The 14,303-nt window shown below is 64.2% G+C and carries 15 protein-coding genes; 2 read left to right on the forward strand and 13 right to left on the reverse strand.

The genetic code is table 11. The features are described from left to right. Positions 1 to 2 precede the first annotated feature (2 nt). Both EOB80_RS01045 and EOB80_RS01050 read left to right on the forward strand, forming a co-directional pair. A complete protein-coding gene (locus tag EOB80_RS01045) occupies positions 3 to 1,004 on the forward strand; it encodes a LacI family DNA-binding transcriptional regulator (RefSeq protein WP_024505477.1) in 1,002 nt (333 codons plus the stop codon). A gap of 79 nt (positions 1,005 to 1,083) precedes the next feature. Further along, a complete protein-coding gene (locus EOB80_RS01050) occupies positions 1,084 to 1,851 on the forward strand; it encodes an SDR family NAD(P)-dependent oxidoreductase (protein WP_127326377.1) in 768 nt (255 codons plus the stop codon). Between the two features lie 148 nt (positions 1,852 to 1,999). Here EOB80_RS01050 and EOB80_RS01055 read toward each other — a convergent pair whose 3' ends face one another. From EOB80_RS01055 to EOB80_RS01110, 13 genes are all read right to left on the reverse strand, one after another. Beyond that, positions 2,000 to 3,010 (reverse strand): ABC transporter permease, encoded by a 1,011-nt coding sequence (locus EOB80_RS01055; RefSeq protein ID WP_164762480.1) that lies wholly within the window; start codon positions 3,008 to 3,010, stop codon positions 2,000 to 2,002. Positions 3,011 to 3,034: 24 nt separating this feature from the next. Next, positions 3,035 to 4,018 carry an ABC transporter permease gene (locus tag EOB80_RS01060; RefSeq protein ID WP_024504865.1) on the reverse strand — a complete coding sequence of 328 codons (984 nt, stop codon included), beginning with the start codon at positions 4,016 to 4,018 and terminating at the stop codon, positions 3,035 to 3,037. Continuing rightward, complete coding sequence (locus tag EOB80_RS01065; protein WP_127326379.1) at positions 4,015 to 5,568, reverse strand: sugar ABC transporter ATP-binding protein; 1,554 nt, start codon at positions 5,566 to 5,568, stop codon at positions 4,015 to 4,017. The genes EOB80_RS01060 and EOB80_RS01065 overlap by 4 nt, the downstream gene beginning before the upstream one ends. An 84-nt stretch (positions 5,569 to 5,652) precedes the next feature. After that, entirely contained in the window at positions 5,653 to 6,894 is a 1,242-nt protein-coding gene (locus EOB80_RS01070; protein ID WP_024504867.1) for a sugar ABC transporter substrate-binding protein, read from the reverse strand. A 426-nt stretch (positions 6,895 to 7,320) separates the two neighbouring features. Next, the gene (locus EOB80_RS01075; RefSeq protein ID WP_127326380.1) at positions 7,321 to 8,034 is read right to left on the reverse strand and encodes an HAD-IA family hydrolase; all 714 of its coding nucleotides are present in this window, start codon (positions 8,032 to 8,034) and stop codon (positions 7,321 to 7,323) included. A gap of 211 nt (positions 8,035 to 8,245) precedes the next feature. Next, positions 8,246 to 8,500, reverse strand: a complete 255-nt coding sequence (locus EOB80_RS34970; protein ID WP_245466208.1) for a hypothetical protein — start codon at positions 8,498 to 8,500, stop codon at positions 8,246 to 8,248. An 83-nt stretch (positions 8,501 to 8,583) separates the two neighbouring features. After that, positions 8,584 to 9,096: an alcohol dehydrogenase catalytic domain-containing protein gene (locus EOB80_RS34975; RefSeq protein ID WP_245466209.1), complete on the reverse strand. Its 513-nt coding sequence runs from the start codon at positions 9,094 to 9,096 to the stop codon at positions 8,584 to 8,586. Between the two features lie 145 nt (positions 9,097 to 9,241). Further along, a complete protein-coding gene (locus tag EOB80_RS01085) occupies positions 9,242 to 9,958 on the reverse strand; it encodes an amino acid ABC transporter ATP-binding protein (RefSeq protein WP_032899517.1) in 717 nt (238 codons plus the stop codon). 79 nt (positions 9,959 to 10,037) lie between these two features. Beyond that, the gene (locus tag EOB80_RS01090) at positions 10,038 to 10,841 is read right to left on the reverse strand and encodes a transporter substrate-binding domain-containing protein (protein ID WP_127268071.1); all 804 of its coding nucleotides are present in this window, start codon (positions 10,839 to 10,841) and stop codon (positions 10,038 to 10,040) included. A gap of 63 nt (positions 10,842 to 10,904) precedes the next feature. After that, positions 10,905 to 11,561 carry an amino acid ABC transporter permease gene (locus EOB80_RS01095; protein ID WP_127268072.1) on the reverse strand — a complete coding sequence of 219 codons (657 nt, stop codon included), beginning with the start codon at positions 11,559 to 11,561 and terminating at the stop codon, positions 10,905 to 10,907. 10 nt (positions 11,562 to 11,571) lie between these two features. Further along, on the reverse strand, positions 11,572 to 12,243 hold the full coding sequence (locus tag EOB80_RS01100; protein WP_024504874.1) for an amino acid ABC transporter permease: 672 nt from the start codon (positions 12,241 to 12,243) through the stop codon (positions 11,572 to 11,574). Positions 12,244 to 12,417: 174 nt separating this feature from the next. Then, on the reverse strand, positions 12,418 to 13,473 hold the full coding sequence (locus EOB80_RS01105) for an amidohydrolase family protein (RefSeq protein WP_127326381.1): 1,056 nt from the start codon (positions 13,471 to 13,473) through the stop codon (positions 12,418 to 12,420). Positions 13,474 to 13,522: 49 nt separating this feature from the next. Next, positions 13,523 to 14,290, reverse strand: coding sequence for a hydratase (locus EOB80_RS01110; RefSeq protein ID WP_127326382.1), 768 nt, complete (start codon positions 14,288 to 14,290; stop codon positions 13,523 to 13,525). Positions 14,291 to 14,303 lie beyond the last annotated feature (13 nt).

Genomic DNA, 14,303 nt, shown 5'->3' on the forward strand with positions numbered 1-14,303 from the left:
GCATGAGACGGTCAACTTCGGTGGATGTCGCGCGGGAGGCTGGCGTATCGCAATCGACGGTGTCTCGCGCGCTCGCCGGCGACGGGAGGATTTCAGAGGAGACAAAGAAAAAGATTCGCAAGACGGCGGAGCGCTTGGGCTATACGCCAAATGGGATCGCGCGAAGCCTGCAGACGAAGAAGACGAATATGGTTGGCCTGATCATGGCCGATATCCTCAATCCGTTCTACCCGGCCGTCCTGGAAATCTACACCCAGAAGCTCAACGCCATGGGCAAGCAGCTCCTGTTGCTTTCCGTGCCCAAGGGTTTCGAAGTCGATGACGTGCTGCCATCGATGCTTCAGTACGAGATCGACGGTTTGATCGTCACGTCAGCTGTGTTGTCGTCGCGAATGCGCGACATCCTGCACAACAGGAACACCCGGGTGGTTCTGTTCAACCGCTCCGTCGACGACTTTTCGATCAATTCAGTGTGCTGCGAGAACAGGTCCGCTTCTATGGAAGTTGCCGCCCTTCTTGTTGCCGCAGGGCATAGGCGTATAGCCCTTATAGGGGGCCGCCCTGATACGTCGACCCACCGTGAACGTAGCGCCGGCTTTCAGGATGAATTGCGCCGCCATGGAGTCCAAATCATTGGCGAGCAATTCGGCGAAAACACCTATGGCGGGGGTTACAGGGCAGCGATCAATCTGCTGTCCGGCCCGACTCCCCCGGACGCCATCTTCTGTATCGCCGATGTCATGGCGCTTGGCGCGTTGGATGCCGCGCGCTTCGGGCTTGGGTTGAAAGTTCCGCGCGATGTTTCCATCGTGGGCTTCGATGACATTCCCTCGGCCGCCTGGCCGGCATACGACCTCACCACCTTCCGCCAGCCGATCGAGGCGATGGTGGGGCGGTCGCTCTCCCTGCTGTTTGATCCGGCAGACTTTCCACCAGCGGCTATTCGCATACCCGGCGAACTGATCATTCGCGGCTCTACCAACATTGGTCCTGCAACCGCCTGAACTGATCAACGCCAGGATACTAATTTAGCAAATGCGTGCGCATACGTATTCCCAATTTCAAACAAATGGAGAGAGATTTATGGAGGAAAATCAAGTCGCGCCAAATTTCAGGCTGGACGGAAAACGAGCGCTCATTACGGGAGCTGGGCGGGGGCTGGGACTGGCCGCCGCCCATGCGCTCGCCCACTTTGGTGCCGAGGTTATTCTGGCCGCCCGCACATTGAGCGAGGTGGAGGCCGCCGCGGCCAATATCACTCGCGCGGGCGGACGAGCCGAAGCCATCGCGCTCGATATCCGGGACGTTTCGGCAGTGAGTGAAGCTGTTTCACACAGGCCGGCATTTCATGTGTTGGTCAACAATGCCGGGATGAACCGCACCAACCCATTCCTTGATGTAACGCAGGCCGATTTCGATGATATCATGGGCCTCAATCTGCGTGCTTCCTTCTTTGTTGCGCAGATCGTCGCGCGACGCATGGTCGAGCAAGGCGTGAGTGGCAGCATCATAAACATGTCGTCGCAGATGGGCCATGTCGGTGCCGCGACGCGCAGCGTCTACTGCGCCTCTAAATGGGCGATGGAGGGGATGACCAAGGCTACGGCAATAGATCTGGCTCCATACAAGATCCGTGTCAACACCGTCTGCCCGACGTTTGTCGAAACGCCGCTCGCTCAGAATTTTCTCAAGAATGAGGCCTTCAGGGCGGAGGTGCTGTCCAAGATAAAGCTTGGCCGCATCGGTCATGTCGACGACATAACCGGGGCGGTTGTCTTCCTGGCGTCCGATGCATCCTCTCTCATGACGGGATCGTCCATGATCATCGACGGCGGTTGGACTGCGGACTAAGAACCTGCTGGAGGGTCGCATGATCTGGATGCCGGACAGGCGAACCCCGGAATGAGAGCGCGATTTCAGGAACGGCGCTCGTAAGCCTTCGTGCCCGAGGTTTGGCGGGCGGTGTTCTGATCGGATCGGCGGCGAGCCGGGCGCGCCATCAGCGTCGCGAAAAGCCGTCGAGCATCACTGCGAAGATGATGATGGCGCCTTTCAGGATCGCCTGTTGGGCGGGTCCGACGCCAGTGATGCTCAACCCATTGTCGACGACGCCGATGATCAGCGTACCGAGCAGCACGCCGACGATGCTGCCCTTGCCGCCCGACAGGCTGACGCCGCCGATGGCAACCGCGGCGATCGTCGATAGTTCGAGGCCGGTCGTCTGCGCCATCGTGGCGCTCATGTAGCGCGACATGCTGATTACGGCGCCGATCGCATAGAAGCTGCCGGCAATGGCGAACACGATGATGCGCACGCGCACCACGCGCACGCCGCTGATGAAGGCCGATCGGGAATTTCCCCCAACGGCGTAGATTTCGGCCCCGAAAGCGGTCCGGTGCAGGACGAAATAGCTGAGCGCCACGATCGCGAAGAACAGGATGACCGGGTTGGGCACGTAGAGCAGGCTGCCCTGGCCGATGAAGGCAATGCTCGAGGGGATGCTGTCGACGAAGCCACTGCCGGTCACCTGATAGGCGAGCCCGACGCCGATTTGCCAGACGCCAAGCGTCACGATCAGGGATGGCAACCGCAGCCGTGCCACGAGGAAACCGTTGGCGGTGCCGAACGCGACGCCAACGAAGAGCATCACCGGGATGGCGAGAAGCGGAGAGATCGCGACGCCGAGAAGGCTGAATTGCGGGTTGGTGGTGACGAGGCTGCCGCCGACCATCAGCGTCACCGCCACGATGCCGCTCACCGAGAGATCGAGGCCTACCGTGAGCACCACGAACGCCTGCCCGCAGGCGGCAATGCCTCGGATGGACGACTGGATCAGCACGTTCGCGAGGTTTTCGGTGCCGATTGTGGCGCCGCGCGTGACGATTGCGAACCCCGCGATCAAGGCGGCGAGGATGAGCAGGCGCACGAAGTCGTCGCTGGTCAGTACGCCGAAGCCAAAGCCTCGGCGGCCCGGCCCGGCATCCGCTTCCCGAAGTTGGTCGACGATCACTCTGGTTGCCTCCGCAATTGCATGTCAGGCCGTGATGCGGGTTGGCCGCTCGCGGCGGCGGAAGAATTCGATCGACACCGCCAGGATGATGACCGCACCCTTGACCGTGTTCTGGACGTCGGTGCTGGCGCCCATGGCGCCGAGGCCGCTGTCGATGACGGCGAGGATCAGTGTCCCTAACAACACGCCGAGCACGGTGCCGCGGCCGCCATAGATGCTGACGCCGCCGATCGCGACAGCGGCGATGCTGTCGAGCTGCAGCCCGCTCAGCGTCCTGATCGAGACCGACATCATCCGCGATTCGATCGACAGGGCGGCGAGTGCGACCATCAGTCCCGAGATCACGAAGACGAGGAACTGCACGCGCCGGACCTTGATGCCGGAGAGATACGCGCTGGCGGAATTGCCGCCGACGGCATAGACGGCCCGGCCGAAGGACGTGTGGCTGAGCACGAAATGCGCCAGCGCGAAGAGCAGGAGCATCTCAATGACCGGCACGGGCACGCCCCGGATCGAGCCCTGTCCCAGCATGCTAAGGCTCGAAGGCAGATCGGTGATCGTGTAGCCGCCGCCGACGAGTTGGGCGAGACCCAGGCCGATCTGCCACATGCCGAGCGTCGCGATCAGCGCGGGCACGCGCAGCCGCGCGACCAGCAGGCCGTTGACGGCGCCCATCACGATGCCGACGAGCAGGATAATCGCGATACCGACGGGAACTGGCCAAGGATCGCCGCCGACCATGTTGAGGTCGAAGCGGCTGGTCAGCGTGGAAGCGCCAAGTACGCTTGCGAAGACGCCGATGCCGTAGAGCGACACGTCGATGCCTCCCGTCAGGATGACAAAGGTCTGGCCGATAGCGGCTATGCCGATGATGGAGCTCTGCAGCAGGATGTTGGACAGCCCGCGCGCACTGTAGGTAACGCCTCCGGTTAAGAGGCCGAACACGACGATCAGCGCCACGAGCATGAGCGCGCGCAGCACGTTGTCGTTGCGCAGGAAGCTCTTCATCCGTGTGCCTCCGGCACGCCAGCGATATCGGCGCCCTTGTCGCCGCGCACGAGCACCATTTCGAGCAAGTCGCGCTCGCTGACCCGATCGGGCGCGACTTCGCGTGTGATCCGGCCCTGCGCCATGATCAGGATGCGGTCCGACGCCACCATGATCTCGCGCATGTCGGATGACAGCAGCAAAACGCCGACGCCCCGCTCCCGCACCTGACTGCGGATGACGTCGTAGATCTCCTGGCGGGCGCCGACGTCGATACCCCGGGTCGGCTCGTCGAGAATGAGGAGCTTCGAACCGGCGGCGATCCACTTGCCGATGACCACCTTCTGCTGGTTGCCGCCGCTGAGCAGTCGCACGAGCTTGCCCGGTTCGCGCGGCCGCAGCCCCACATCGTCCATCACTCGGGCCACCAGGCCGCGCACCCGGCGGCCGACGAGCACGCCCGCAGTCGTCACTCGGCTCAGTGCCGGCAGCACGATGTTGAAGCCGACCGAGTGCTCCTGGACGATGCCTTCGGCCTGGCGATCCTCGCTGACGAAGCCGATGCCGAGCCGGCGCGCCTTGCTCGGCGTCATCGTGGCGACCTTCACCGCCACGCCATCGAAGTGAAGGCCGCCCTTGACACGGGTTCCGTCCGGCAGCGCACCGACGATGGCGCGCGCGAGTTCGCTCTTGCCCGCGCCGATCACGCCGGCGATGCCGACGATGGTGCCCTTCGCGATGGTCAGGTCGATTCCTTCGAACAGGCCGTCGGCGGAAAATCCGGAGAGTTCGAGGAGCCTGCCGGCGCCCGGTCCGGCCGCCTGCCGCAACGTTGATGTGCTGTCAACCGGCTTGCCGGTCATGCGCTCGACCAGCGTCGCCATGTCGATTTCGGCGATGCCGCAGCTCTTGACGACGGCGCCGTCGCGCAGGATCGTCACCCGGTCGGCGAGCGCGAAGACTTCTTCGAGTTTGTGCGAGATGTAGACGATGGCGACGCCGCGCTGCTTGAGCACCCTGACGAGGCCATAGAGATTGTCGATCTCGACGCGCGACAAGGCGGAGGATGGCTCATCCATGATGAAGACGGCCGGATCGTAGGAGAGGGCGCGCGCGATCTCCACTTCCTGCTGGTCGGCCACCTTCAGGTCGCCAACCGTGGCATCGGGCGACACTCTGCTGCCCAGCCGCTGCAGGATCTGCGCGGCCTCTCGGCGCGCCTTGGGCCAGTCGACCTTGCCCCAGCGGGCGGGCAGGCGGCCGAGAAGGATATTCTCGGTGACGCTCAGATACTGGACCAGGCCGAACTCCTGATAGACCATCGAGACGCCGTTGCGCTGCGCCTCGGATGGATTGGAAAACTGGGCCTGCTTGCCGCGCACCGTGTATTCGCCGCTGTCGGGCCGCAGCACGCCCATGAGGATCTTCATCAATGAGCTTTTGCCGGCGCCGTTCTCGCCGAGAAGGGCGTGGACCTCGCCGGCGCGCAATTCGAGCGCCACGTCCCTCAGAATCTTGATGCTCCCGAAGGACTTGGTGATGCCCACCATGCTCAGGACGATGTCACCCACGCGTGTCTCACCTGTTCCCTGGATACCGCCCGGCGTCTGTCGCGCGGTGGAATTGCAGCCACCCGCGCGACGAACGGATGCGCCTCAATAGCCGAGGAGGCTCTTGCGGTCGGCGAGCGTCGGGACGGGGAGGCCGATCTCCTTGGTGTCGAGGACTGGCCAGTAGTTCCACTTCCCGAGCGGCATGTCGGTGAAGGCGACGGTTCCGCCCCACATATGCGCTGCATCCGTGTCGATCGTCGCACCCGTCAGGAGCGGCATCGGCAGCAATACGCGGCGCGGCAGCTTGACCGTTCCGGAATTGGCATCGCCGTCGCCCAACGGCTGCTTGAGCACGGTGTGCCAGAGGAACTGCTTCACGACGACATCGATCTGGTGCCACGGGTTGTTCGACACCGTGAAGTCGAAGGTGCCGTCGCGCAAAGGTGCCAGCATCGCCTTGTCGATATCCTGGAGGATGACGACGACGTGGTTCGGATCGCCGGCGGGCGCCAGACGGTCGACGGAGCGCAGGCCCTCTGTGATGGCGCCGGCATCGCCGAACTGGGGATAGATGGCCTTGATGTCGGGATAGCGGGCAAAGGCATCCTGGATAGCCTTGATCACCGACTCCGGCTGGCCGGACGTGTCGACCGATTCGACGATCTCGACGGCGGGATCTCCCGCCAGCCCCAGACCGACGCCGTGGTGACGGGCCTGGCAGATCGGCAGGGCGCGTGCGCCCCAGATCTCCAGCACGCGATAAGGCTTCTCGGCGGTAGCGCCCGCCGTTTTGGCGAGTTCGGAGAATTTCACGCCGATCTGGCCGTTGCCTTCCATCGTGTCGGCATCATAGCCGGCAAAGCCGGTGAGCTTGTCGGTGTTGGCCGGAAGCACCCAGTTGTAGACGTCGATCCCGGATGCGATGGCCTTGTCGATGGTGGTGGCCATGGAGGTCGGGTCGATGGGATGCAGCACGATCGCGTCGTAGGCGTGCGTGGCGATGGCGTCTTCCATCAGGCGCGTCTGCGTCGGCACGTCGAATTCGGCCGAGCTCGTGGTGAAAGTCGCGCCGGCTTCCTCGAGCTGGGTCTGCAGGAGATGCTGCGCGATGACCTGGTAGTCGTCGCCCATCCACACCGGCAAATAGAGCACCTTGTAGGGCGACCCGTCCTGCTTGACGGCGATCCCTTTGTAAGGCTGCCACTGGACACGGCTCGGATCTATGAGACCCTTGATCTTGCCCCAGTCGGCCTCGGGTATGAAGTCCGGTCGCGCGGCTTCCTGGGCCGTCGCGGCAAATGCCAGGGACAGCGAGAATAAAGCTGCCGCTATATATTTCTTCATTGAATTCCTCCTCCAAACTCTTCCTGCCATTCGCGAATGCGGTACCTGGGGTACCGGCATTGCCTCCCTGCTGCGAAAGAAGACCTCCAATTCGTTTGCTGAAGCTATTCGGTGATAGGGGTGATGAATTATAGAAGCATGCAGCCGAACAAATATTGCCTGGAAGCACTGTCCTGAGGCAAATCCCCAACCGAAGTCCTAGCCGCCCCGGCAAGAGGGCTCAAATCGTTGTTCACCATGTCGGCATCGCGAACGGCGAGGAAACGGTGATATTCGGGTGGAGGGATGGCCGCGCTTTGTCGTCACCACGCCCTGCCTTCGCAATCGGGACAGTGTTCTTCGACAAGCTCAGGATGAGGTAGGAAGCGGGCGAGCCTAGGACGACCGAGAAGGAGAATGCCGGCGCCAATGGCGCGACCGCCACCGTCAGGTGTCGAGCTTGGTGGCCATGTCCTCGATGTCGTCGGCGATGACATCCCAATCCGCCTCGGCGGCAAGGTCGATCGCCTGGTTGGGGCCGAATTCGGTGGGACGCAGGAAGAAGCCGGTCATCAAACCGTACTTGCGCGCGTTGGCGAGGTCGCCATTGTGCGCCGACGCCAGCATGACCTCGCCCGGTTCGAGATTGAGCAGCCGGGCGCTGCCCAGGTAGGTGTCGGGATGCGGCTTGAAGCGTGAGAACATGTCGGAGCCGAAGACCACGTCCCACGGCAGGTTCGCGCCCTTGGCCATGTCGACCAGCAGGCGCACGTTGCCGTTCGAAAGCGAGCCGACGATGTATTTGGTCTTCAGCCGCGTCAGGCCCGCCACGGCATCCGGCCAGGCCTTGACGCGATGCCAGCCGAGGTTGATGTCGCGCAGGTCGTCCTCTCTGAAGCCGGTGACGCCAACATCGCGCATGGCCTCGTCGAGCAGTTCGCGATGCAGGTCGTCGAGGAGGCCGTAGTCCCGCGTGCCCGCGGTTACTTCATCGAGCATCCGGTGATAGCCGTGGCGCCATGCGTCGGCGACGGCGGCCCAGTCGCCGTTGACGCCGCGCTTGCCACCGAGTTCCTTCATTTCGGCGACCAGGCTGCCGCGCCAGTCCACCACGGATCCGAATGTGTCGAAGACGATGGCTACAGGTTTCTTGCTGGACATGGCGGTCTTCTCTTCGAATTTGGAAAAAGGGGAGCACCGGCGGGTTTCGCGGTGCGTGCTATGAGGCGCATCGTATCGAGGGTCTTCCTCCCATCGAAACTAACGGAGAGCCCGGCGAAGGAAAGTATCCGTTGGGCACCCCCCACCTCGCGGAACGTGGCGGCAGCCTGCGTCGCGCGGGCGGAAGGCGATCGCCGCGCGACGACTGCGTTCAGGCGAAGGCGATCTGTACCTTGATCGCCCGGCTCTTGTCGCCTGCCAGCAGGAAGGCGTCATTGGCATCAGTGACCGGCGTGGTCGCGCTGAGCAGCGGCGCCACGTCGATCCGGCCCGAACCAATGAGCTTGGCGGCGAGAAAACGCGCCTGCGAAGCGGAAGCTGCCGCGGCACCAGTTCCTTGCCGACGATGGTCGAGATCGGCAGTTCGGGGACGGCGCCCTGGCCGACGAGCACGATGGTGCTGCACGGCTGTGTCGCGCGCAGTGCCCGGGCGATGGTCAGCGACTGGCCGGCGACCTCGAAGACGACGTCGAATAGCCCTTGTTGGACTCATAGCCGGCCAGCGCATCCGGCCCGACCGCCCGACGTTGACCGTATGGTCGGCGCCGAGCGAAGGGGCGAGGGCGAGCGGCTTGTCGAGGATGTCGGTGACCACCACTTCGCGCGCGCCAGTCGCGCCGAAAGCAGGAGGAGGAGGCCGATCGCGGCGTCGACGCCGGCAGCCATGGCGACGGCGTTGGCGGCGTCGCAGACGATGTAGTCGGCAAACCCGCCCTGCACGAGCGGCGTGCGCATCGCGCTGCCGAGGAAGCACATGTCGGAACAGTGGATCGGCTGGCCGCTGCGGCAGAAGCCGCAAGGGCCGCAGGGCGACGACGGACTGACGGCGACCATCGCGCCCAACTGCACGCCCACGACACCGGCGCCGAGCGCCGCGACATGCCCGGAAATCTCGTGATCGAGGATCATCGGCTCGCGCACTCGGACCGGCCCGAAGCCGCCATGGTTGTAACAATGCAGGTCGGAGCCGCAGATGCCGCCATTGGCGATCCGCACCAGCACCTGTTAGGGGCCAGGTTCGGGCCTAGCCCTTTCCTCGACGCGCAGGTCTTCTCTCGGCATGCAGAACCACGGCGCGCATGATGTTCAAATCCTCGTATCCGGCAGCATCTGCCGTCGCCGCTTCAGTACAGGGCGCACGCCATGTTCAATGGCTGATCTGGCTGAGGAACGCCTTGCTGCGGGCTTCCCTCGGATTGTCGAAGAAGGTGCCCGGCTCGCCCATCTCGACGATCTCGCCCTGGTCCATGAAGATGACGCGGTCGGCGACCTGGCGGGCGAAGCCCATCTCGTGGGTGACGCAGAGCATGGTCATGCCTTCGTTGGCCAGTTCGATCATGGTGTCGAGGACTTCCTTGACCATCTCCGGGTCGAGCGAGGAGGTCGGCTCGTCGAACAGCATGATCCTGGGATTCATGCAGAGCGCGCGCGCGATCGCCACGCGCTGCTGCTGGCCGCCCGAAAGCTGGGCGGGATATTTGTGGGCCTGTTCGGGAATGCGCACGCGGGCGAGGTATTTGCGCGCGGTCTCCTCCGCCTTCGCCTTGGCGATGCCGGAAACCTTCATGGGCGCTAGCGTGCAGTTTTCGAGCACCGTCATGTGCGGGAACAGGTTGAACTGCTGGAACACCATGCCGACGTTGCGGCGCACCGCCTCGACGTTCTTCGGCCCCGCGGTGAGTTCGATGCCGTCGACGACGATCCTGCCGCTGCGGACCTGCTCGAGCTGGTTGATGCAGCGGATGAGCGTCGACTTGCCCGAGCCGGACGGGCCGCAAAGGACGATTCGCTCGCCTGTGCGGACCGTCAGGTTGACGGCCTTCAGCGCATGGAAAGCGCCGTAGTATTTCTCGACGTTTTCCATGCTCACCGCGAGCGAGACGGTTGCGTTCGCCTGTTCTGAACTCACGTGGACATCTCCCTGCGGCCGGCCGTGCCTGAACCTACTTCTCGGCGTTTTCGATGAAGTCCGGCAACGGCGCCTTCATCCATTGCTCGTGCAGCTTGCCCAGGCTTCCGTCCTTCTTCTTCCCGTTCAGGAAGTCGTTGACGGCGGCAAGCAGCTCGGGCGAGTCCTTGCGAACGACGATACCCTGCGCCTGCTGGCGCAGCAGGAACTTCTTGGTGAAGCGGTCCGGCGCCGTCTTTTCGATCTGGCCGATCGCGATGTCGGCAACGCCGAGCAGCGGCACCTGGCCGGAGATCAGTGCCTGCGCGGAGGAGGCGTCGTCGTCGTAGCGCTGGACGTTGGTGTCGGCCGCGGCGATTGCCGTCACGGCGGTATCCTGCGTGGTGCCGCGGGTGACGCCGATCGTCTGGCCCGCGAGGCCCGCCTTGTCGGTGATGGCGATATCCTTGTCGCCATAGACGAACTGCTCGAGACCGGCATAGGGCACCGAGAAGTTGACAACCTTGAGGCGTTCCTCGGTGATGCCGAGCGTGGCAAACAGCACGTCGGCCTGGCCCGACAGCAGGTACTGGATGCGGTTGGCCGAGGTCACCGGCAGGATGGTCAGCTTGACGCCGATGCTGTCGGCGAACTCCTTGGCGAGATCGGGATCGTAGCCGACGGCCTGGCCGTTGGAATCGAGCAGGCCGAAGGGTGGGTAATCGACCAGCGAGCCGACGGTGATCGTGCCTTTGTCCTTGATTTCCTTCAAGGTCAGGGCTGAAGCCGGCATCACGGTGACGGCCGCCGCGACCGCGACGCTCGCGACGAACGTCAGAGCATTTTTCCAGAGTGTCATCAGGTGTATCCTCCCTTTCAAAAAATGGATCCCCGACATCGAGGGTCCGGACAATTCGAGACGTCAGCGTGTCGCCAGAGCGGCGTAATGCCCTTCCATGCGCCGGGCGTAGACCGAAAGCGGCCAGCACAGGCAGAAGTAGATGATGGTCACCAGCCCGTAGACCTTGAGCGGCGAGTAGGTCGCGTTGTTCATGATCTGCGCGGCGCGCATCAGCTCGACGAAGCCGATGATCGAGGCGAGCGACGTGCCCTTGATCAGCTGGACGAGGAAGCCGACGGTCGGCGCCACGGCGATGCGCGCGGCCTGCGGCAGGATCACCGATTTCATCCGATCGAAATAGGACAGGCCAAGCGCCCAGCTCGCCTCGCTCTGGCCTTCCGGCACCGCCTGGATGCAGCCGCGCCAGATCTCGCCGAGAAAGGCGGCGGCGTGCACGGTAAGCGCCAGTGCGGCCGCCACCCAGGGGCTGACGCCGAAGCCGATGATCTGCAGGCCGAAATAGGTGAGGAAGAGCTGCATCAAGAGCGGCGTGCCCTGGAACAGGCGAATGAAGCCGAGCGCCGGCAGGCAGAGCAGCCGGTATTTCGACACCCGCGCCAGCGCCACCACGAGTCCGCCGACGGCGCCGCCAGCAAAGGCGGCGGCCGAAAGCGCGATGGTCCACTGGACAGCCAGAACGATGAACCAGAATTCCTGTATGCCGAAGGGGCGGATCATGACCTCGCTCCTACCGGCTTAAGGGATAGTTAAAGGCGAGGCGCTGGATCAGGCGGAACAGGCCGGAGAAGCCGAGCGACATGACGAGGTACATGCCGGTGATGACAAGATAGACCTCGAAGGCGGTGAAGGTTCGCTGCTGGATGTCGTTGCCGGCGGCGGCCAGGTCCGTCGCCGAGATCACCGAGACGACGCTGGTCGACAGCATCAGGTAGACGAACTGGCTGGTCAGCGCCGGGTAGATGGTACGCACCGCCTGCTTCAGGATGATGTAGCGGAAGATCTGCAGGCGGTTGAGCCCGAGCGCGACGCCGGCCTCGACCTGGCCCTTGGCGATGGATTCGATGCCGGCCCGGATGATTTCGGTGGCGAAGGCGCCGACATTGACCACCAGCGCCACGATGGCGGCGGTGTTCGGCGTCATGCGGATGCCGAATTCCGGCAGCGCGAAATAAATGAAGTAGATCTGCGCCAGGAAGGGTGTGTTACGGACGAGCTCGATATAGGCGTCGATCAGCCAGCGCAGCGGGGGCGGCCCGCCGGTCTTGGCAAAGGCCAGCACGACGCCGACGATCAGGCCGAGAATCATGGCAACGAACGAGAGCTGGATGGTGATCCACGCGCCCGTTAGAAGATGGTCCATGTTCGCGAACACGGGCGCGAATAGGAGCTGATACTGCATGACCTCCCTAACTTCCGGCTGCTCCAGAAATGCCTGCCCGCCACGCTCCGATCCGCCGACCGCGCGCGCCTCCCTATCGGGGAAGCTTAAGCCGGCGGCGCGATGCAGAGATATTATCGGTTCGGTTCCCCCCACCTCGCCAAATGTGTTGGCTGGCGCCGCCCGCGCGGCGGTTCAATCCAGCCGGTAGACGCGCCTCGCGGTGCCGGCAAACAGCCCGCGTTTCACGCCGTCGGATGCGCCGGAAACGATGCGCTTGAAGGCGTTCCAAAGGGCGGCATAGCCGATGCCCATCCGGTCGACCGGGAAGTTGCTCTCGAACATGGCGCGGTCGGCTCCGAAGAGTTCGATGCAGGTCTCGATGTAGGGACCCCACATGGAGGCGAGCTCGGCCGAGGTCGGCGGCGCGTGCCGGGTGTTGTAGTCGTAGGCGGCAAGCCGCATCATCATGCCGCCGAGCTTGATCGAGACGTTCGGGCACGTGGCGAGTTCGGCCATCGACGCTTTCCAGGCGGCGAAGACCTCGTCCTTGCGGCCGGCATAGGGGCCGTAGCCGAGCGGGCAGCCGCAATGGCCCATGACGATGCTGGCCTCGGGAAAGGCGCGCGCGAGGTCGGTGACGTCGGCGAGCTGGGGATGGTAGAGCCAGGCGTCAAAGGACAGGCCCATGGCGACGAGCCGGGCAAATCCGGCGCGAAAATCCGGCTGCCCGTAAAGCCCGGGCGCGATGCCCGGAAAGCTGTTGCCGATGATCGGGTCGGCGTCCCAGCCGCCTGAGTGGCGGATGCCTCGGAAACGACCGCCGCCGGCCCGTACATGCGCCTCCAGGACCGGCGCGACGCCGTCGCCAAGCATCAGGTCGGCGAAGCCGACGATGCCGGCCGCAACACGGATCGGCCCGTAGATGCCATTGTCGCACATGGCGGCGATGCCGGCGGCGACCTCGGTCTCACCGACGGGCTGCATCTCCTTCGGGCCGAAGGCGCGATCCCATTCGTAAGCGTTCATGTGAACGGTGGCGACGACCGTGTGGCCGCTGTTGGCATCGGCGAGGAACTCGTCGAGCATGTAGCGGTGGCCGCTGGTGGTGCGAAGGTCCCAGAGATGATGATGGGTGTCGATGATCTCCAATTCGGGGTCGAGAATGACCTCCGGCTCTGCCGTCGCCAGCCAGGCTTCGTCCGGCGGGAAAATACGGCCGTATCGGGTGGGCAGTCTGGACGAACGCATCGGTATTCCCTGTCTCATTTTTTGTCCGTGGACCGTGAAGCCGGCGGCCTCACGGAGCGGGCACGAGCCGGCAACGCAATGCCGATCCCGTGCCGGTGACGGCGAGTTCGCACGGCGCCGCGACGTCGAACGGTTGCGTCAGCGTGCCCGTGAAGACCACGCCGCTACACCTCCGGACCTGTCCCCGTTCGCGCAGATGCGCGATCAGGTGGCCGAGCACCGCGAGCGTATCGGGCAGATCGTCGCCGCGCAGGCCGCGGGCGCGCAAATGGCCGTCGACCGTGACGCCGGCATGTGCGGCGATGTCGCCGATCGCGTCAAGATCGACGGTTTGGCCCAGGACCACCGCATGCGACACGCAATTGTCGGCGATCGTGGCCGGCACGCCGATGCTCTGGCGGTCGGGAAGGCGCGAGGAGACGATTTCGAAGCCGATATGCGCGGATTCGATCAGGTCTGGGGTGACGACGGGTCCCGCATCGCACGCCAGCACGAGCGCGATCTCCAGTTCGATAGTGACGCTGGCATCGCGAGGCACGATGACGTCTTCGCCACTGACGTGGCGGCGCGGCGCCAGGATGCGCCCGAAGATCGGACGGGAGAGACCGGCGCCGCGATAGAAGTTGCGCCCGGCGAGGCCGATCTTCCAGCCGACTACCGCATGGCCGAGGAGTGCGATCAGCCGGTCCTGGACATCGTAGCCTTCGGCGAGGCTGCGCGGCCGTACGTCGGCGCGCAATCCGGCCGGCTGCGCACCGGCGCGCCATGCGTTCGCCAGTCCCTCTGCCGCGCGGTCGGGATCGAAGCTGTCGCTCATGGCGTCAACGGCC

This window comes from Mesorhizobium sp. M7A.F.Ca.MR.245.00.0.0 (genome assembly GCF_003997415.1).
Classification (GTDB): Bacteria; Pseudomonadota; Alphaproteobacteria; order Rhizobiales; family Rhizobiaceae; genus Mesorhizobium.